At 54.3% G+C, this 18355-nt stretch carries 16 protein-coding genes; 7 read left to right on the plus strand and 9 right to left on the minus strand.

What is annotated here, in order from left to right; genetic code table 11:
- The first annotated feature begins 57 nt into the window (after window positions 1-57).
- The gene (locus VQ830_RS06845) at window positions 58-1440 is read left to right on the plus strand and encodes an aminotransferase-like domain-containing protein (protein ID WP_337267336.1); all 1383 of its coding nucleotides are present in this window, start codon (window positions 58-60) and stop codon (window positions 1438-1440) included.
- 7 nt (window positions 1441-1447) lie between these two features.
- On the opposite strand, the gene VQ830_RS06850 is transcribed toward VQ830_RS06845, so the two are convergent.
- The 3 genes from VQ830_RS06850 to VQ830_RS06860 all read right to left on the minus strand — a co-directional run bounded on the left by VQ830_RS06850 (window position 1448) and on the right by VQ830_RS06860 (window position 4644).
- The gene (locus VQ830_RS06850) at window positions 1448-2272 is read right to left on the minus strand and encodes an FkbM family methyltransferase (RefSeq protein WP_337267337.1); all 825 of its coding nucleotides are present in this window, start codon (window positions 2270-2272) and stop codon (window positions 1448-1450) included.
- 203 nt (window positions 2273-2475) lie between these two features.
- The gene (locus VQ830_RS06855; RefSeq protein ID WP_337267338.1) at window positions 2476-3891 is read right to left on the minus strand and encodes an NAD(P)-dependent oxidoreductase; all 1416 of its coding nucleotides are present in this window, start codon (window positions 3889-3891) and stop codon (window positions 2476-2478) included.
- A 135-nt stretch (window positions 3892-4026) separates the two neighbouring features.
- On the minus strand, window positions 4027-4644 hold the full coding sequence (locus tag VQ830_RS06860) for a TetR/AcrR family transcriptional regulator (RefSeq protein ID WP_337267339.1): 618 nt from the start codon (window positions 4642-4644) through the stop codon (window positions 4027-4029).
- Between the two features lie 120 nt (window positions 4645-4764).
- Here VQ830_RS06860 and VQ830_RS06865 point away from each other — a divergent pair, with 120 nt between their 5' ends.
- Window positions 4765-4977 carry a hypothetical protein gene (locus VQ830_RS06865; protein WP_337267340.1) on the plus strand — a complete coding sequence of 71 codons (213 nt, stop codon included), beginning with the start codon at window positions 4765-4767 and terminating at the stop codon, window positions 4975-4977.
- Between the two features lie 75 nt (window positions 4978-5052).
- On the opposite strand, the gene VQ830_RS06870 is transcribed toward VQ830_RS06865, so the two are convergent.
- On the minus strand, window positions 5053-5979 hold the full coding sequence (locus VQ830_RS06870; RefSeq protein ID WP_337267341.1) for a helix-turn-helix domain-containing protein: 927 nt from the start codon (window positions 5977-5979) through the stop codon (window positions 5053-5055).
- An 88-nt stretch (window positions 5980-6067) separates the two neighbouring features.
- Here VQ830_RS06870 and VQ830_RS06875 point away from each other — a divergent pair, with 88 nt between their 5' ends.
- From VQ830_RS06875 to VQ830_RS06895, 5 genes are all read left to right on the plus strand, one after another.
- Entirely contained in the window at window positions 6068-7339 is a 1272-nt protein-coding gene (locus tag VQ830_RS06875) for an ABC transporter substrate-binding protein (protein ID WP_337267342.1), read from the plus strand.
- Window positions 7340-7401: 62 nt separating this feature from the next.
- Window positions 7402-8262, plus strand: a complete 861-nt coding sequence (locus VQ830_RS06880) for a carbohydrate ABC transporter permease (RefSeq protein WP_337267343.1) — start codon at window positions 7402-7404, stop codon at window positions 8260-8262.
- The gene (locus VQ830_RS06885; protein ID WP_337267344.1) at window positions 8259-9095 is read left to right on the plus strand and encodes a carbohydrate ABC transporter permease; all 837 of its coding nucleotides are present in this window, start codon (window positions 8259-8261) and stop codon (window positions 9093-9095) included. The genes VQ830_RS06880 and VQ830_RS06885 overlap by 4 nt, the downstream gene beginning before the upstream one ends.
- A 9-nt stretch (window positions 9096-9104) precedes the next feature.
- The gene (locus VQ830_RS06890) at window positions 9105-10190 is read left to right on the plus strand and encodes an ABC transporter ATP-binding protein (RefSeq protein WP_337267345.1); all 1086 of its coding nucleotides are present in this window, start codon (window positions 9105-9107) and stop codon (window positions 10188-10190) included.
- A gap of 37 nt (window positions 10191-10227) precedes the next feature.
- Window positions 10228-12225: an aldo/keto reductase gene (locus VQ830_RS06895; protein WP_337267346.1), complete on the plus strand. Its 1998-nt coding sequence runs from the start codon at window positions 10228-10230 to the stop codon at window positions 12223-12225.
- Window positions 12226-12399: 174 nt separating this feature from the next.
- On the opposite strand, the gene VQ830_RS06900 is transcribed toward VQ830_RS06895, so the two are convergent.
- The 5 genes from VQ830_RS06900 to VQ830_RS06920 form a co-directional block, all read right to left on the minus strand.
- On the minus strand, window positions 12400-13941 hold the full coding sequence (locus VQ830_RS06900) for a SpoVR family protein (RefSeq protein ID WP_337267347.1): 1542 nt from the start codon (window positions 13939-13941) through the stop codon (window positions 12400-12402).
- Window positions 13938-15215, minus strand: coding sequence for a YeaH/YhbH family protein (locus tag VQ830_RS06905; RefSeq protein ID WP_337267348.1), 1278 nt, complete (start codon window positions 15213-15215; stop codon window positions 13938-13940). The genes VQ830_RS06900 and VQ830_RS06905 overlap by 4 nt, the downstream gene beginning before the upstream one ends.
- An 18-nt stretch (window positions 15216-15233) precedes the next feature.
- Window positions 15234-17177 (minus strand): PrkA family serine protein kinase, encoded by a 1944-nt coding sequence (locus tag VQ830_RS06910; RefSeq protein ID WP_337267349.1) that lies wholly within the window; start codon window positions 17175-17177, stop codon window positions 15234-15236.
- Between the two features lie 278 nt (window positions 17178-17455).
- Entirely contained in the window at window positions 17456-17620 is a 165-nt protein-coding gene (locus tag VQ830_RS06915; RefSeq protein ID WP_337267350.1) for a DUF1328 domain-containing protein, read from the minus strand.
- Between the two features lie 178 nt (window positions 17621-17798).
- Entirely contained in the window at window positions 17799-18326 is a 528-nt protein-coding gene (locus VQ830_RS06920) for a hypothetical protein (protein ID WP_337267351.1), read from the minus strand.
- Window positions 18327-18355 lie beyond the last annotated feature (29 nt).

The raw sequence follows: 18355 nt of genomic DNA on the forward strand, positions 1-18355 counted from the left end.
ACGGTTCTGAACCATCATTCCGAATGGCAACCCCCTCTGTCCCGTATTGAGCAGGTGATGGAGGCAATAAAGGCAGGTATTTCAAGTCGCAGGACGATGCCAGGCGACCGCCTACCATCGGTGCGCCAGCAAGCTAAAGCCCTCGGATTTTCCGTGTCGACGGTTGTGGAAGCATACGAGAGGTTGGTTGCGGAGGGCATCGTGCGCGCGCGGCCCGGCTCAGGATATTACGTCTGCGGTTTAACCGCTCCTCTCGCAATGGCAGATCTGGCGCCAAAACGTGAGCGTGAAGTCGATCCACTGTGGATTGCAAAGCAAGCGCTCGACAGCCGCGATGAGATCTTAAAGCCGGGCTGCGGCTGGCTACCGGCATCATGGATGTTTCAGGAAGGTGTGCGACGCGCGCTCCGAAGTCTCGCCCGTACCGAAGGATCTCGGCTTGCAGATTACGAAACAACCTTTGGCTCCTCCCAATTGCGGGAGATCCTAGCGCGCCGTTTCGCAAATCATGGTATCGACGCCCGCCCGAACCAGATCACGCTGACCGATTCAGGCACGCATGCGATCGATCTCGTTTGCCGCTTTATCCTGCAGCCAGGTGACACAGTTTTGCTGGACGATCCCTGCTATTTCAACTTCCATGCTCTTTTAAAGGCCCACAGGGTAGAAGCGGTCGGAATTCCCTACACGCCGAGCGGCCCAGACCTAAAAGCTTTTGAGAAGGCGCTGAAGGAACACACGCCGCGCCTCTACATAACGAACTCTGGCGTTCACAATCCTACGGGCGCCATTATCTCGCCGGCAAATGCACATCAATTGTTGCGCTTGGCAGAAGATGCAAACTTGACTGTTGTTGAGGACGATATCTTTGCAGACTTCGAAGAAGTGCCCGCGCCGCGCCTTTCGGCATTCGACGGCTTGAGGCGCGTTATCCAGATCGGTAGTTTCTCCAAGACGCTCTCGGCATCCCTTCGCTGCGGCTACATAGCGACCAATCAGGATTGGATCGAGAACATCGTCGATCTGAAGATCGCAACAAGCTTCGGAAGCAATCGCTTGTCCGGAGAGTTCGTAGCCTTGGCACTTGCGGACGGAAGCTACCGCAAGCACATGGACCTGGTTCGCCGACGGCTTGGGACGTTACGTCTTGCCGTGACTCAACAGCTAAACGCCCTTGGCTTTAAGCCATGGATCCAGCCGACCGCGGGAATGTTCCTATGGTGCCATGTCCCTGACGGCCACGACGCAGCAACGCTTGCAAAGCTATGCCTGAAGGACAATGTCGTTCTAGCGCCTGGAAATGCCTTCAGTTCATCCTCAAGCGCGAATGGTTTTATGCGCTTCAATGTCGCCCAATGCACCGATCAGCGAATTTTTCAGGCTTTGAAACACGCTATCGATCAATGCGCACGGTCGCCTTCACTACCTGCCGCGGGATGAAACAGGATCAAGCATCCGGTGCGGCGATCGTCACGTCCTGCCTCGCGCGCATTTCTGCCGACACATACCAGCTATCCCATTGGGAGAACTGGCGGAATACTCGCAGATAGCCCTTTGAAGCCAGGAGGTTGTCGATAGCTGTCTCGTTCTTCGGGTTGTTTTCAACAGACATGAGTTTGAACTTATGTCTGAAGCTGTAGGCCGAAAGAATATCGAGCTCGCTTCCTTCCGTGTCCACTGACATATAATCGATCGCTGCGGGCGCATCGTATTTATCGAGCATGTCGTCGAGGGAGATCGTCTCGAGCTCGATACGCTGGCCTGCACGCCGCGTTTCCGCAAAGTGATCGCCCTCCGACGAACTTGCAATGCCGCTGAGTTCAGGATCGGTATCGTTCGTGGTAATAAAGCTAACCACGTCTCCGGTTTTGGACGATACGCATTTATGCTCGATGTGAGTCCGTCTATTGTGGATTAGGTCTGCATGCCAAAGCGGATTGGGTTCAGCGAGAATGCCTCTCCACCCAAACTTCGTCTCGAGTAGCCAGGTATTGCTGTTCTTGAAGCCGTTGGTCGCACCGAATTCGACGAAGTAGCCCTCCCGCTTTTCGCCAAGCTCGAAACAAACCCATAGATCCTGCAATATCTGCGAGCGAGAAAGAGGGCGCCTGGCTAAGCAATAGGACAAGAAGCGCATATCGTCATCGATCACGACGGAGCGGATTTCTCGCCTATTTAATCGCACCGCATTGAAGAGAATTTTTTGTACCGACCGATTGCGCAGCACCTTCTCCGTTAGTGCTGCCGCTCCGGCAAACGCAACTTTACGCATAATAAGGAAGGCCTCCCCCCATCCTAAGCTTCCGCACCGTATCGGAGCCCTGGAGAAAAGCAACAAGCAGGATCCGACATTCAAGGAACGCGAGGACGCGAACAAACCGAAGCGGCGATCTCAGCCTCTGCCTATAAAAAGCGATCGAAATCGGGTCCGCGCAACCGTCGCTGTATCTGACCAAGCCAATGCCATAACAGCAGTCAATCCTGATAGGGGCCTAGCAGCGCTTGACGGCCCAAGGTTGTCGCAAGGCGATTGGTAGCGAGCGTCGCCTTTTCTCCATCTTGCGCCAAAATTTGAGCGCGCTGTTCCGGCGGGACGCTTGCAAGCTTCTGCCAAAACGCTGCGAGGATGGATGCATCCTGCACCAGCGCACCGGTCGCCGCCTCGCTCTGCGCTACCGCCAGCAGATGACGCGACGAGACCGGTCCAACCCCAGCGGCGATCTTCGTGCCGCCATCCGTGTATCCTGAAGGTAATGAGCCCTTGAGATTGACAACACGCTTATGAAGGATGGCGTCGAAGATTTGATCGACCGCTTGCTTGGCACCCTGGACTCGAGACGGATGATCCGTATCGGCGGCCGCGTGAGGCAGAAGCATCAACTTGTCTGAAAAACGCGCGACGAGTTCGAGATAGGGCTGCATTGGACCGGACAGCGCCTTTGTCGAAGCGTGACAAAACAGGTCCGCATCGATGGCAGCGTGCCGCAGCTGACCACTCTCGAGGGCCTTTCCAAGGGCGGCGACATCCACAAGTTCGCCGCGGTCGAAATTGATCAGGATCGCCGACGGCGCAAGCGCGTAGAGCACGCCTTCATCGACAACGCCCCGATTGATCGGATGTCCGGTCACAGGATTCTTTGGTCCCAGCCCAAGATGGACCGACAGAATATCAGCAGCGCGAGCAGCCTCGCGCGGCGAGACTGCATATTCAAATCCTTCGCTCTCGATCCATGGGCGATGTCGCTCGCGCGCATAAACAACGACATGCATGCCGAAGGCGGCGGCAAGCTTGGCAACTTCGCGCCCGATATTGCCATAACCAAGGATACCAATTCGTCTGCCTTCGAGTTTGGCTGTCGGATAAGCAAGAAGATCACGGCCCGTATCGAATGCACCTTCTGCAACGCGTTTATACATCTCTTCCATAGGCAGATCCGGCAAGACGCGCAGCAGTGCCTTCATCACCATTTGCGCTGTCGCACGACTATTGATGCCGGGTGTATTCATCAACGGCGCGGCGCCACCCTCTCCATCGCCCCCGCCCCAAGAGCGCGAGCCCATGTTGCCAGTTCCTGCTCCAATTCTCACTCCACCAAACATGAAAACTGTCTCAGGCGGCAGGAATGTCGCCGCTGCAATGACTGCATCATATTGACCGTCGCCGGCGGCGGCGATCAGCTCATCCTTCTCCGACAAATGCGGTTGATAGAAAAAATGCAATCTGCCCAGCTCAAGATCGCCCGGATTGTTGACAGGACCATTATGAAAAACGCCGCCTTTTGCTTCAATGTAGGCCTTGACCCCACTGAAATCGGCTTTCCCATTCGGCCCTTGCCGAAGCCCCACCGGATCGCAAATCAGTATCTTAAATGTTTCTGCTGCGTGAACCACAATCGTACCTTCTGGCAAAACCTGACCCTAGCCACGTAAAAACATGGCTGTCGCGAGTCTTCGATACGAGAGAGTGCCGCGAAGAAAAAAACCGTTCAATAGCCTGTAGCAAGCTTTCCGACCGGTAAGCTTGCTTCAGGAAAAACTGGAGATAGCCGCGTTACACGCTGTCATGAATTGCTGACTGCAATTTATAGCACCGGTCGCTTGCCTTGTGACGCGCGCCCCTTCAACCAGAAGAGCAAGCGTGTCGGCGAGCTGATCAGGGGAGCGCACGCCAGCCCTGCGACAGAGCTCGGCAAGCCTATTCCGTTGAGCGGCCTTGTGACCCGCGATCAAGGCATGGGCAGGATGGTTTTCATCCTTCAATTCGATCGCGGCATTGGCAAGATCGCACGCAGCTCTCTCGCTTTTCAGACAGTCGGCAAGTTTTTCAACCCAGTAAGCCAGCTGTTTGGCGGGCTCTCCGGGAAACTGACTCTCCAGGTCGGACCAAATGGCATCGGCATTTTCTGACGCACGGCGAAGTGTTTCGCAAATCAGCTCGTCTTTGGAGCCGAAATGCCGATAGAGCGTCATCTTGTTCGTGTCTGCGGCATCGGCAATAGCATCGACACCGATGCCTTTAATGCCATGTTCGCGAAACAATTCGCATGCCGTCGAAACAATACGCTCCCGTGGGGGAACTTTCGTTGAAGCGGATGCGCATGAATTTTCAGATGGAGAAAGTTTTACGGACAATGTCCTTGACATCGATGTGACCAGTCGGTAACAAATGGGCTGTTACTTACCGGTAACACCACGTTCGACGGGAGTCAAGTCTGACACGGAGCGTGGAACACGGGCACTCGCCCATGAAAGGAGGATGAGCCGATGAAGAAGATAACAGATGATTTGACCATGAACGAAGCCCTTCAGGATCCGCTGATCGCACAAGTTCTGCGTGCTGATGGCGTGAGACAAGAGGATTTTCGCCGACTTCTTGAAACGGCCGCCCTGAAGATGCGCGCCACGGGATCTGCGAAAAGCAACTTCTTGAAAAAGCTTGCTCCGCTCCCAGCGGCGGGATCGTGCCTTTATTGCTAATGCTCCCAAGACTTGCCGTTAAGTGAACCGGTCGCGATAGGCGGCCGGTTTTCATTTGAATGCGGGCTGACGGGATTATTGTACTTTCCCATTCGTTGCGACGTTGAGCGCCTGGGCGATATGACGGATGTCGCGCCGATACGTGGACGGCGACGTTCCAGCGATATCCTTGAACGATTTATTAAATGCGCTGATCGAGCCGAAGCCGCTTTCCATCGCTGCCTGAAGCACGTTGATCCTGTCATCCATCAGCATTGCTTGCGCATGAGACAGGCGTAGCAGAGTCACGTACTTGCTGAGCGTCATCCCGGTTGATTTCTTGAAAAGGCTCATGGCATATTTCGGATGAAGATCGGCAGCCCGCGCAATATCGGTTGAATCGATTTCCTGGAGGAAATTGGCGGCGATAAAGTCGCACATGCGCGCGAGGCTTCGTGTCGAGGGATGTGGCGCATCCAATGTGATCGGCTTTTCCTCTCCTTCGACGGTCATCCGATAGGGCTCAAACGCAATGCGTTGCAAACGCAAGAGCAGTTCGTCGACCGCATTCTGCACCTTTTCCTCTTGGCGCGATTTAACATAGCGAAACCAGCGCGCGAAATTTTCCTCGTCGGAAAGACCGGTGGCAGAAGAAAGAAGCGTAGATCCCTTCATGATCCTTTCCGAGATCATCTGCGGCAGACGCAACCGGAAGAAGTAGACAAGGGGAAGATGCGCACCGGCATAGACGCAATCACTCGAAACCTCATCCATCTGATGCGGCTGGCCACCCCAGAAAAGACATAACTGCCCCGCGCTCAAGGTAAGATCATGATCCTTCATGCGGTAATGAGCATGACCGCGTATAATGTAGTTCACTTCGACTTGAGCGTGCCAATGGGGACATAACATAACGCCCGGATGTGCATAAAAGAACTCAAGTGCCGTCGGCAGGCCTTCGATACTGCTTGCACCGGGTTGATAGATTGCCTGTACGTCCACCTTACTTTCGGCCAAGTCCATCTTCCTTTTTTGAGAGACAGCACTCTGTCCCTACACCATTTTAGCCACGTCCGGTGAGGAACGGCAAACAATTGAGGGAGGTATTTTCATGCGCTTACACCATTTTGGCGTCGCTCTTGCACTTGGCGTGGTCATGTCGACCCCGGCTTGGGCGGCATCAACCATTACTGTCTGGAGCTGGAACGTCGCCGCTTCAGCTCTTAAATCCACGCTTGATGGCTTCAAGAAGCAACATCCCGATATCACAGTGAATGTGGAAGACCTCGGTAATCAGCAGGTCTTCGATAAGATGCTCGCAGCATGTGCTGCCGGCGGCGATGGACTGCCCGATATCGTCACCGTGGAGAATTTTGAAGCCGAAATTTTCTGGAACCGGTTCCCGGACTGCTTCAGCAATCTGAAGGACCTCGGCTATACCGAAGAGATGCAGAAGAAGTTCCCCGATTTCAAACGCACGGAACTTGAAGTGGGCGATGTCGCCTATGCGATGCCTTGGGATTCAGGTCCGGTTGCGGTTTTTTACCGTCGCGACTTCTATGAAAAGGCAGGGGTCGATCCACAGACTATCAAGAACTGGGATGACTTCATTGCTGCTGGAAAGAAGATTTCCGCTGCAAATCCTGGCGTCGTCATGACCCAGGCTGATTTTAACGGCGACAGCGAATGGTTCCGTATGATCGCCAATGAGCAAGGTTGTGGTTATTTCTCCAACGACGGCCAGGCGATCACGATCAATCAGCCGCCCTGCGTCGCGACGCTGGAAAAGCTGAAGCAGATGAAGGACGCCGGAACCATTACGGCCGCGGACTGGGGCGAAAAAATCCAGACCCTGGTTGCAGGCAAGGCGGCAAGTGAGCTCTTCGGCGGTTGGTACGAAGGAACAATCCGCGATGCGGCAAAGGACCAGGCAGGAAAATGGGGCGTCTATATGATGCCAAGCCTGACGGCCGACGGTCCGCGCGCTGCAAACCTAGGCGGTTCCTCTCTTGCGATCGCGGCCAACTCGAAAAACAAGGAAGCATCCTGGGAGTTCGTGAAGTACACGCTGTCGACCACGGAAGGGCAGGTCACGATGTTGAAGTCCTTCGGCCTTGTGCCATCCCTTCTGGACGCCGACAAGGATCCTTACGTCAGCCAACCTCAGCCTTTCTGGGGCAACCAGAAAATCTGGGCTGATATCCTTTCCACCTTGCCGAAGATCAAGCCGGCACGCGGTACGCAATTCCAAAGCGATGCGGAAGGGATCTACCGACAGGTTCAAACGAAGTATTTCTCCGGGGGCTACCCCAATGCCAAGGCAGCGCTTGACGATGCTGCACAGCAGATTGCTTCGGCAACCGGGCTGGAAGTAGCGAAGTAAAGAGAACATCGGCCGGCAGCTTTGCCGGCCTTCTCCTGCTGTCCATCATCTGGGGAAAAGCCATGCCGTTCCGCAACAGGGCCGCTTACGCCTTCCTTGCACCGTATTTGCTTGTTTTCGCGGCCTTCTGGATTTGGCCGATCATCAATTCTTTTCTGATTTCCTTCCAAAACACGCGCATCAATCCGTGGCGCTATAGCCTCAACGCCAATTGGGGCAGGCTTTTCAGCGATCCGGCTTTCTATAACGCGCTTTACAACACCATGATCATCCTGGTCATCCAGGTTCCGGTCATGATTGCTTTGGCGACGGTTATGGCGGTGTTGTTGAACTCGCCGCTTTTGAAGGCGCGAGGCATCTTTCGCTTTGCTTTTTTTGCGCCCGTGGTCGTTGGTGAAGCGGCTTACGCGGCGGTTTTCAAGTTGATGTTCAATGCTGATATGGGCATCATAAACAAGATTATTGGCGGCGCAGGACTGACACCCGTCGAATGGTTTTCCGATCCGCACGCCGCGATGGCTCTCATCATCATTGCCATCACGTGGCGCTGGGCGGGCTACAACGCCATCATCATCCTGGCCGGCTTGCAGTCCATTCCGGACGATGTCTACGAAGCGGCGACGCTGGAACGCGTCTCGCAACGCCAGCAATTCTTCCACATCACCTTGCCTCTGCTCAAGCCGATCATCCTATTTTGTATCATCCTGTCGATCATCGGCACGATGCAGCTTTTCACCGAGCCGTTCCTGATCACCAACCGCGGCGGTCCGGGCGGGGCCACTGAAACGCTTGGTATCTTCCTCTACCGCCAGGGCTTCACAGCGCTGAACTTCGGCTACGCTTCTTCGATTGCGTACACGATCGCGGCTATTGCAATCGTTCTGTCTCTTTTCAATCTCTGGTTTGGGAGGGAAAAAGCATGAAGTCCCGCTCTCGATCTCTCGCCCTCCGCCGGGTTGTCCTCCACCTAGTGCTCACGCCGTTGGCCATCATCTGGTTATTTCCGCTTTGGATGATGTTTGTCTTCTCGACAATGCCGGATAACGGGATTTTCAGCCCGGGCATTGTTTTGTGGCCCTCGACCTCCTTCATTGACAATGTGAAAAACTTGCAGGCCGATACGGACTTCATTCGTGCTTTGACGATCTCGATCGGTGTCGCGGTGATCTACACGATACTGTCCATCTTCCTGACATCGATGGCAGGATGGGCGCTTGCTCGCTACCGCTTCATGGGGCGATCCGTCATCGTTGGCATCATCATCGGCACGATCACGCTTCCATTCGCTGTGGTCGTCATCCCGCAATTCATCATGGTCGCGCGCGAATTCAAGCTTGGCAACACGTGGATCGCCTTGATCGTACCGCCGCTTTTCAACTCGCTCGGCGTTTTGTTCATGCGCCAGGCTTTTTCCATGATGCCGAGCGAACTTTTCGATGCGGCACGCGTCGAGGGCGTCAAAGAGTGGCAGATCTTCCTGCGTATTGCTTTGCCACTGGCACGCCCGACAATGGCGGCTTTGGCTATCATTCTGTTTCTCTATTCCTGGAACAACTATTTGTGGCCGCTTCTCATCAATTCGCGCCCCGACATGATGACAGCCCCGGTCGCGCTCGGAACGCTTGTCGGCCTGACCAAAGTCTCGTGGGGCGGCATCATGGCCGGCGCAGTTCTCCTGACCGCGCCTATCCTCGTCATTTTCATCTTCCTTCAGCGGCACTTTATAGCCGGCATCACGGCCGGCGCCGTCAAATAGGATTTTCCCATGGCAGATCTTTCACTCAAAAATATCGTCAAAACATTCTCATCGCTCGAAGTCATTCATGGCGTGGACCTTGAGGTCAAAGACGGCGAGTTCGTTGTTTTTGTCGGCCCCTCTGGTTGCGGTAAATCAACGTTGCTGAGGATGATCGCTGGCTTGGAAGACATTTCGGGCGGCGAAATGCGCATCGGGGGACGGCTCGTCAATGACGTAGAAGCCGCTGAGCGCGGCATTGCTATGGTCTTCCAATCATATGCTCTTTATCCGCATATGACCGTGGAGGAGAACCTAAGCTTTGGCCTGCGGATGAACGGCAATCCCAAGGAGGACACCCAGCGGCGCGTTAGCAAGGTCGCGGACATCCTGCAAATTGGCGAGCTTATGAAACGCCGGCCGAAACAACTATCGGGTGGACAGCGTCAACGCGTTGCGATTGGACGCGCGATCGTGCGCGAGCCGCAGATCTTTCTGTTTGACGAACCCCTTTCCAACCTTGATGCGGAACTGCGTGTCCAAATGCGGGTCGAGATCAGCCGGTTACATAAACAGCTCGGCACGACGATGATCTACGTCACGCACGATCAAACCGAAGCCATGACGCTTGCCGACCGTATTGTGGTTTTGCGCGCTGGCAATGTGGAGCAAGTTGGCGCGCCGCTCGAGCTTTACGATGACCCGGCGAACCAATTCGTCGCGGGCTTTGTCGGGTCGCCGAAGATGAATTTCCTGGAAGCCAAAGTCGAAGAGTCCGTCCCAGGAAAGGCTTCAATTCGTCTGCTGTCGGACCCGTCGGTTCTCATCAGCTTACCTTTGCAAGCCGAATTGGCAGTAAAAATGCCAGTGACTCTCGGGATCCGTCCGGAACATTTCGTGCCCTCAGATGCTGGGGCAACCGACATAACTCTATCAATCGACGTGACCGAGCATCTCGGCAATACAAGTTACCTCTATGCCCGAACTGCGGGCGGAGAAACATTGATCGTGGAGCGACCCGAAGCACGTCACGACGGCAACCTCGAAAAGGTGAAGGTCGGAATTCCCGCTGCAAAGACATTCCTGTTCGATGGAGCTGGCAAGCGCCTGCGCTAAACAATCAATCCGAAGCTTATAGGAAGAGGAGCTTATGATGACGCTCGACCCGATCAACTGGGGCATTATTGGACCAGGAACCATTGCCCGTACTTTCGCTGCGGGGATAGCGCACTCCAAGACCGGCCGCCTTGCCGCAATCGCCAGCAGGTCCCCTCAGCCTGCTCTCGCTGAAAAATTTCCGGGAGCCCGTATCCTTCAGGGCTATGATGCCTTGCTCGCCGATCCAGAGGTAGAGGCGGTTTATATTGCCACTCCGCATACGGGCCATGCCGAATGGGCAATCAAAGCCATCCGCGCCGGCAAGCACGTTCTTGTCGAAAAGCCGATCGCTCTCTCCGCCTTTGAGGCAGAAGCAATCTACCACGAAGCACGCAAAGCAGGGGTTTTTGCCGGTGAAGCCTATATGTACCGGCTTCATCCGCAAACGGAGCGGCTGGTTGAGCTCGTGAAAAGCGGTGCGATTGGACAGGTCAGAATTATCCGCTCGAGCTTCGGGTTTAACATGGGGAGCTTTCGGCCTGAGCATCGCCTCTTTTCCAATGATCTTGCCGGCGGCGGGATTCTCGATGTTGGCGGTTATCCGGTTTCCATGGCGCGCCTCATCGCAGGGGCAGCGGCTGGCAAGCCGGTTGACGAGCCGCAAAAGGTTTCGGGCGTGGCACATCTTGGCGCATCAGGCGTCGACGAATGGGCCTCTGCTGTTCTCCAGTTTCCAAGTGGCATCATCGCTGAAGTATCCTGCTCGATTATGGCGCAGCAGGATAATGTTCTACGCATCATAGGTTCGGAAGGCCGCATCGAAGTTGCCGACTTCTGGTTTGCCTCAGGCCACGAAGGTGGAACGGGCAAGATCGAGATTATCAAAGGCAACGATCGTCAGGTTGTCGACGTCAGGGAAGAGCGCTGGCTCTATTCGTTTGAAGTGGACGCCGCGGACGAGGCGATCCGGGCTGGTCGCCACGAATTCGCTTGGCCTGGTATGTCCATGGAAGATTCGGTCTCGAATCTAAAAGTCATGGATCAATGGCGTACATCGATTGGGCTGCACTATGGCATCGAGCGTGCCGATCGCCGTCCTCTCAATATTGCTGGTGGCGTGGTAAAACCCGGCAACACTGTTCCGCGCCGAGCAATTCCAGGCCTCTCGAAGCAGTCTTCACTCGTCGCGCTTGGCTTCGAGTTCTTTCCGGATTTTGCGTCCGCATCACTGACGTTGGACGCGTTTTATGAGCGCGGTGGCAACGTCTTCGATACCGCCTTCGTTTACGGCGCGGGAAAGACGGAAAGCATTTTCGGCGACTGGCATACCAGCCGCAAGGTGCCTCGCGATGACATCGTGCTTATCGGCAAAGGCGCCCACTCGCCGCTCTGCTATCCGGACGTCATTGCAACGCAATTGGACCAATCCCTCAATCGCTTAAAAACGGATTATGTTGACGTTTACTTCATGCATCGTGACAATACGGCTGTTCCCGTCGGTGAATTCGTCGATGCCATGGACGCCGAAGTCCGGAAAGGTCGTATCCGTGGTATATTCGGCGGGTCGAATTGGACACGCGAGCGCATGGACGAGGCAATCGCTTATGCCGAGAAGACAGGAAAAGCGAAGCCAGCCGCTCTCTCGAACAATTTTTCACTTGCAGAAATGCTGGAGCCGATCTGGGCAGGATGCGTGACATCGTCCGACGATGACTGGAAGACATGGCTCAAGGCAACGCAGGTGCCGAACTTCGCCTGGTCCAGCCAGGGTCGAGGCTTCTTCACCGACCGTGCTGGCCGCGACAAGCACGATGACGAAGAGATCGTTCGTTGCTGGTATTCCGATAAGAACTTCGCGCGTCGTGATCGTGCAATCGAACTTGCGCAAAAACTCGGTCGCTCACCGATTCATATCGCGCTGGCTTATGTTATCGCGCAACCATTTCCTGTCGTTCCGCTGATTGGGCCACGTACCATTGCAGAACTTGAGGATAGTCTTTCAGCCCTAGACATCCAGTTAAGCCCTGAGGATGTGAAGTGGCTGGAGGGCTAAGCGCCTGAATAAACGTTTGTAGCGGTGCTTGAATCATAGCGTCAGGCACCGCTTCTTCGTAGGAGCCGGGAGATGAAACGAACGGAATGATCGGGCGCATCTTTGACGACGCGGACAGCCTCTTCATGCCGCAGATCTTCGTTCCGACGACGTGAAGTATTTGAAGGGATTGCTTCAGGAGAGCACATATCTCGGCGTTGCGGCAATCTCGCGGATAGTCTGCTCTCGGTCCACCTCCTGAAGCAGGACATCATAGCTCCAAAGATCGGCAAGATGCTGCAGAACGCGTTGCGCTTCCGTGGCATCGAGTTGCGCATTGTTGATGATGTCGTGACGAAGAAGAAGTCTCCGGTCTCCGCTCAGATCGACATCGACGATTTCGATTAAGGGATCGGTCCAGCCGATATCATATTCCTTGGAAAGCTGGCGGCGGATACGGCGATAGCCGCGTTCGTCATGAATGGCCGAGACTAGCATTCCTTCCGTCTGCTCAGGATCGTCATAAAGATGGAACAGCCGCCATTGGCGCATCAGATGCGGGCTGAGATACTGGCTGATAAAGCTCTCATCACGAAAATCCGCCCAGATGCCGCGGAGAACGCCCATTACGTCATTGCGCCCTGCGATATCGGGAAACCAGGCGCGGTCCTCTTCGGTCGGCTTGGTAACAATCCTCTCGATATCCTGCATCATAGCAAAGCCAAGTGCATAGGGATTGAAGCCAGAGAAACGCCGATCGTCGTAATTAGGCTGGAAGACGACATTCGAATGAGACTTCAAAAACTCCAGATAGTTGCCATCGCTGATCTGGCCGCGCTCATGCAGCCTCGTCATGATCTGGTAGTGAACATACGTGGCAGTGCCCTCGTTCATGACCTTCGTCTGGCGCTGGGGATGAAAATATTGTGCGACATGCCTCACGATTCGCAGGATCTCACGCTGCCAAGGCATAAGACGAGGGGCCGATTTTTCCAGGAAATAGAGAATGTTTTCCTGCGGAAGCCCCAGAGCGGCGCGCCGCTTATCTAAGCTTATATCGGCTGCGTTGCGTTTCGGACCGGTCGGAACCGTCCTCCAGAGATCGTTGAACATCTGCTCTTCATGAAGACGACGTTCTTGAAGACGCTTTTCTTCAAGCCTGAGATCAAGCTTGGTCTTGCCGGCATGACGATGGACACCATGCGACATCAAGGCATGAGCAGCATCCAAGGTCTTTTCGACGATAGCCTCGCCATACCGCTCTTCGCATCGTGTTATGTAGCCTTTAGCGAAATCAAGATAGTCCAGAATTCCCTCTGCATCCGTCCATAGCTTGAAGAGGTAGTTGTTCTTGAAAAAATGGTTGTGTCCGAAGGCGGCGTGAGCAATGACGAGAGTCTGCATCGTCGCCGTGTTTTCCTCCATCAGATAGGAAATACAAGGTGAACTATTGATGACGATCTCATAGGCGAGATCACGCATCCCTCGACGATAAAACGCTTCATGGTGGGCACGGTGCTTCCCAAAAGACCAATGGCGATAGAACAGCGGCATGCCGGTTGAGGAATAGGCATCCAGCATCTGTTCCGAGGTGATGACTTCTATCTGATTGGGATAAACGTCGAGCCCCAACTCCTTCAGAGCGATGTCCTCACAGGCATCGTGTATGCGCTGAAGCGTCGCGAAATCCCAGTCTGACCCCTCGAACAAACGTTCGCGCGTCATCGTCAAGGTCATGGCGCTGTCTCCACCTTCCCCTCACGCTTTTTGAAAAGATCATGAAATACCGGGAAAATATCCCCACGACGGCAAACTTTACGCATCGAAAGGGGCAAAAGATCTGACTTCAGACCCGCATAGAGCATCCAAAGCGGCGAGCGTGAAAGGTTGTGATCGCTGCCGTCCTCTCCGACTTCGAGGTAAGCAAAATATTGGCAGGACGGCAAAATCTCCTGCCTCAGCAATTGCTCCGTCGTCGCTCCGTCGGAATAAGCGTTATCGCCGTCAGAAGCTTGCGCGGCATAAATATTCCATTCCGTAGGATCGAACCGCGCTGCAACGATAGAACGCATCGCTGCCAGGGCACTGGAAACCAACGTTCCGCCAGTGGCCGGGCCATGAAAGAACGTTTCTTCATCCACCTCTTCTGCTCGATCAGTGTGACGAATGAAGACGATCTCGACCTTTTTGTAACGCCGCGACAGAAAGAGGTACAGGAGAACGTAAAAGCGCTTTGCCAGATCCTTCATATGTTCCGACATCGAGCCGGACACATCCATGAGGCAGAACATAACCGCCTTTGCCACGGGCTTTGGCTGTGTCTCGAACCGGCGATACCTGACGTCGAGCGGATCAATATAGGGGATTCGACGAACGCGGTCCCTCAGCGCCAACAGTTCAGCCTGCAGACCGGCACGCCGTTCTTCGTCTTCAGTCTCCTCGATCTCCTTGGTCAGCGCCTCGATGGTCTCAGGCTTTGGCCTGCGCAGTGCTACTCTGCGCATCATGGCAAGCCGTGTCGTGCGACCAACCGAGATATTGGCAGGCGATCCTGAAACAGAGTAGCCCGCCCGGATCGGGCTTTCCTCTTCCGTCTCGCTTAAACGCCGCTTGGCAAGATCGGGAAGCTCAAGATCGTCAAGAAAGACATCGAGAAACTCCTCTCGGGTTAGCACGAAACGAAAGCTGTCTTCTCCGTCTCCCTCGCCCGCATCCTTCGGCTTGCCGCCGTTACGACCGGGAGGGCGGGGAATAATATCGCCCTCCACGAAAGCTCTGTTCCCGGGCAGAATATGGTCCGTAATTCCGCCCGCGCCACGTCGAAAGTTTGGCTCCGACATTCCGTCGATGGGAAGGCTGATTTCCCCTCCATCGAGTACATCGCGAATATTCCGCTCTTGTAGCGATCGTCTTACCGCTTGTTGAACGGCATTCTTTGCGCGCCGAAGAAAGCGCTGCCGATTTTCTAGGCTTTTACCGCGCGGATTCAACCGGCGGTCGACAATATGCATGATGGCTCCTGAATGAGCTTAACTTGCTTGCTTCACTCGCATGTACCATTCCACAAGACGCCGAACCTGGCGCTCTGTGTAGCCGCGCGCCGCCATTCTGGCGACAAATTCGCTGTGCTTCTTCTCCGCTTCGCCGTCCTTCTTGGTGCCGAAGGAGATCACGGGAAGAAGATCCTCAACCTGCGAGAACATTCGTTTCTCGATAACTTCCCGGATTTTTTCATAGCTAGTCCAGGAAGGGTTTTTGCCGCCATTCGCAGCTTTCGACCTCAAGCAGAACTTGACGATCTCGTTGCGGAAATCCTTGGGATTAGCGATCCCCGCAGGCTTTTCGATCTTCGTGAGCTCTTGGTTCAGCAACTCACGGTCAAGGAGTTGCCCGGTATCGGGATCCTTGAAGTCAACATCTTCAATCCATGCATCGGCATAGTCGACGTAACGGTCAAACAGATTCTGACCGTAATCAGCGTAAGATTCAAGGTAAGCCTTTTGTATTTCATTGCCAATGAATTCCGCATAACGCGGGGCAAGATCGGCTTTGATGAACTCAATATAGCGCTTCTCGACATCATCGGGAAACTGCTCCCGGCGAATGGCCTGCTCGAGAACATACATCAGGTGTACGGGATCTGCGCCGATATCTGTCGTGTCGTAGTTAAATGTCGAAGCCAGGATCTTGAAGGCAAATCGGGTGGAGATACCATCCATGCCTTCATCGACACCTGCTGCATCACGGTATTCCTGCACACTGCGTGCGCGGGGGTCAGTTTCTTTCAGGCTCTCGCCATCATAGGCTCGCATCTTTGAGAAATAGGTCGAGTTTTCGTGCTTGCGCAGCCGTGACAGAACCGAAAACCTCGCCAGCATCTCCAACGTGCTGGGCGCACAAGGCGCATCGGCAAGCTCTGAGCCTTCAATGAGCTTTTCGTAAATCTTCTGTTCTTCGGTCACCCTCAAGCAATATGGGACCTTGATCACGCAGATGCGGTCGATGAAGGCCTCATTGTTCTTGTTGGCCTTGAAGCTCTGCCACTCAGCCTCGTTTGAATGCGCCAGAATGAAGCCTGAGAACGGAATAGCCCCGATGTTCTCCGTGCCGATATAGTTGCCTTCCTGAGTCGCCGTCAGCAGCGGATGCAGCATCTTGATCGGCGCCTTGAACATTTCAACGAATTCAAGAACGCCTTGATTGGCCCGATTAAGACCGCCGGAATAGCTGTAGGCATCGGGATCACTCTGCGAATAGGTCTCGAGTTTCCTGATATCGACCTTGCCGACCAAGGATGAAATATCCTGGTTGTTTTCGTCGCCAGGCTCGGTTTTTGCAATTGCGATCTGGCGCAGGCGTGAAGGCTGCATGCGCACCACGCGGAAACGCGAGATATCGCCGTTGAATTCGTCGAGGCGCTTGAGGCACCACGGGCTCATCAGGCCAGTCAGGCGACGGGTCGGAATGCCGTATCGCTCAAGCAGAAGCGGACCCATCGAGATCGGATCGAAAAGATTGAGCGGACTTTCAAAAACCGGACTGATCTCGTTACCGGCCTTGAGCACGTAAATCGGATGGGTCTCCATCAATTGCTTCAACCGCTCAGCCAGAGAAGACTTGCCGCCTCCCACAGGACCGAGAAGGTAGAGGATTTGCTTGCGCTCCTCGAGACCCTGAGCCGCATGACGGAAGAAAGAAACGATCCGCTCGATCGTGTCTTCCATACCATAAAACCCGGTAAAGGCAGGGTAGACGCGGATCGTCCGGTTCATAAAAATTCGGCCGAGACGCTGATCTTTCGATGTATCGACGATCTGAGGCTCGCCGATTGCGGCAAGAAGCCTTTCTGTCGCGTTCGCATAGGCCATCGGCTCGCTCTTGCAGAGCGAAAGATACTCTTCTATGGACATATCGGCTTCACGACGCGATTCGTAACTTCGCGAGAACGCATCGAACACGGATTCGTTAAGCATGGGCCCTCCATTCAAGGTTATGCCGCAGCCTATGAAGCGGTTGCTCCTTGGGGAGATTGGTTCGCTTCAACGGGAATCATTTGTTTCGTGCTATTCATAGGACACCCGTCCCGCCAATATGGCAATGCACAAAAACCTAACAGCTCATTTGTTGTATAGAATACGCGCAAAAATAAGATTTACATCAGCAACTTTTTTTGAACACCTAATTGACGACTCGCTGGAATAAAAAAGGCCGGCTCTCGCCGACCTCTTTTTAAGACTAAATTCTCTTCGAATTATACGCGGCGTACGAGTCGCATGACCAGCGAAACGACGAAGAGCACCAGGAATATAAAGAAAAGAACCTGGGCGATGGAAGCAGAAGCACCCGCAATCCCACCAAAACCGAGAACGCCGGCAATGAGGGCGATTACAAGAAATACCAGAGCGTAGTAGAGCATGACATTCTCCTCTCTTGTGACGTCATGCACCAATAACGAGAGGCGCCAAAAAACGTTCCACTGAGGTTGGAGGGCATGCTTAAAATTTCTTTGCCAGCGTCAGGTTTTCTGAGCCGGATCAATGTCGTGGCAAGTTCACTCAAGGCACGATGCGCTTGAACTCACCTCTCGGGCCATTCTAGTTGAAAAGCATTTTTGAATTGAACATCGGATCACCATCTCTTGGCTTGGGAGGTTCAGCGGCTTCGAGATAGAAACTGATCGGCGCCGTCAAAACGAACCATAAGCTTGCGCCGAACATGAACCAGGCTGCATCGACATCCCCCTTCATCGGAGAAAAGAAGGGCAGAACAGCCGCAACGACCAGAACCGTCAGTCGCATTGCCCACTCGCCCTCACGTTTGGCAAGGGCACGCTGCATTCGCGCACGATACTCGCGGACGTCATAGGCGGCAGGTTTTGCGGAAAGCATCCATAGCTTTAAAATCGACGGAGCGACAAGAAGTGTCAAAGCTCCAACGCACAAGGCGAGCATCTGACCTTCCAAGGCATGAAAACTACCGACGAGCATCAGAAGGAGAACGGCAATGTTCCAAACGGGCTCTAAACGGGACGGCGCTAGGCCAGACACATTATGCCACGCGTTGAGAAGTTTCGACGCTGCATCAAGCAGCGGTCGGTCGATATAACGATTTAAGAGGTCCATCACCAAACGTCTGTGTTAGATCCGCGCCA

The sequence above is a fragment of the Oryzifoliimicrobium ureilyticum genome (assembly GCF_037199735.1).
GTDB lineage: Bacteria > Pseudomonadota > Alphaproteobacteria > Rhizobiales > Rhizobiaceae > Rhizobium > Rhizobium ureilyticus.

What these genes read in the sequence shown, in the direction of transcription:
- VQ830_RS06845 (WP_337267336.1), top strand. Translation starts at nt 58, where the DNA reads ATGGAGGCAATAAAGGCAGGTATTTCAAGTCGCAGGACGATGCCAGGC.
- VQ830_RS06850 (WP_337267337.1), bottom strand. Translation starts at nt 2,272, where the DNA reads ATGCGTAAAGTTGCGTTTGCCGGAGCGGCAGCACTAACGGAGAAGGTG.
- VQ830_RS06860 (WP_337267339.1), bottom strand. Translation starts at nt 4,644, where the DNA reads ATGTCAAGGACATTGTCCGTAAAACTTTCTCCATCTGAAAATTCATGC.
- VQ830_RS06865 (WP_337267340.1), top strand. Translation starts at nt 4,765, where the DNA reads ATGAAGAAGATAACAGATGATTTGACCATGAACGAAGCCCTTCAGGAT.
- VQ830_RS06870 (WP_337267341.1), bottom strand. Translation starts at nt 5,979, where the DNA reads ATGGACTTGGCCGAAAGTAAGGTGGACGTACAGGCAATCTATCAACCC.
- VQ830_RS06875 (WP_337267342.1), top strand. Translation starts at nt 6,068, where the DNA reads ATGCGCTTACACCATTTTGGCGTCGCTCTTGCACTTGGCGTGGTCATG.
- VQ830_RS06880 (WP_337267343.1), top strand. Translation starts at nt 7,402, where the DNA reads ATGCCGTTCCGCAACAGGGCCGCTTACGCCTTCCTTGCACCGTATTTG.
- VQ830_RS06885 (WP_337267344.1), top strand. Translation starts at nt 8,259, where the DNA reads ATGAAGTCCCGCTCTCGATCTCTCGCCCTCCGCCGGGTTGTCCTCCAC.
- VQ830_RS06890 (WP_337267345.1), top strand. Translation starts at nt 9,105, where the DNA reads ATGGCAGATCTTTCACTCAAAAATATCGTCAAAACATTCTCATCGCTC.
- VQ830_RS06895 (WP_337267346.1), top strand. Translation starts at nt 10,228, where the DNA reads ATGACGCTCGACCCGATCAACTGGGGCATTATTGGACCAGGAACCATT.
- VQ830_RS06900 (WP_337267347.1), bottom strand. Translation starts at nt 13,941, where the DNA reads ATGACCTTGACGATGACGCGCGAACGTTTGTTCGAGGGGTCAGACTGG.
- VQ830_RS06905 (WP_337267348.1), bottom strand. Translation starts at nt 15,215, where the DNA reads ATGCATATTGTCGACCGCCGGTTGAATCCGCGCGGTAAAAGCCTAGAA.
- VQ830_RS06910 (WP_337267349.1), bottom strand. Translation starts at nt 17,177, where the DNA reads ATGCTTAACGAATCCGTGTTCGATGCGTTCTCGCGAAGTTACGAATCG.
- VQ830_RS06915 (WP_337267350.1), bottom strand. Translation starts at nt 17,620, where the DNA reads ATGCTCTACTACGCTCTGGTATTTCTTGTAATCGCCCTCATTGCCGGC.
- VQ830_RS06920 (WP_337267351.1), bottom strand. Translation starts at nt 18,326, where the DNA reads ATGGACCTCTTAAATCGTTATATCGACCGACCGCTGCTTGATGCAGCG.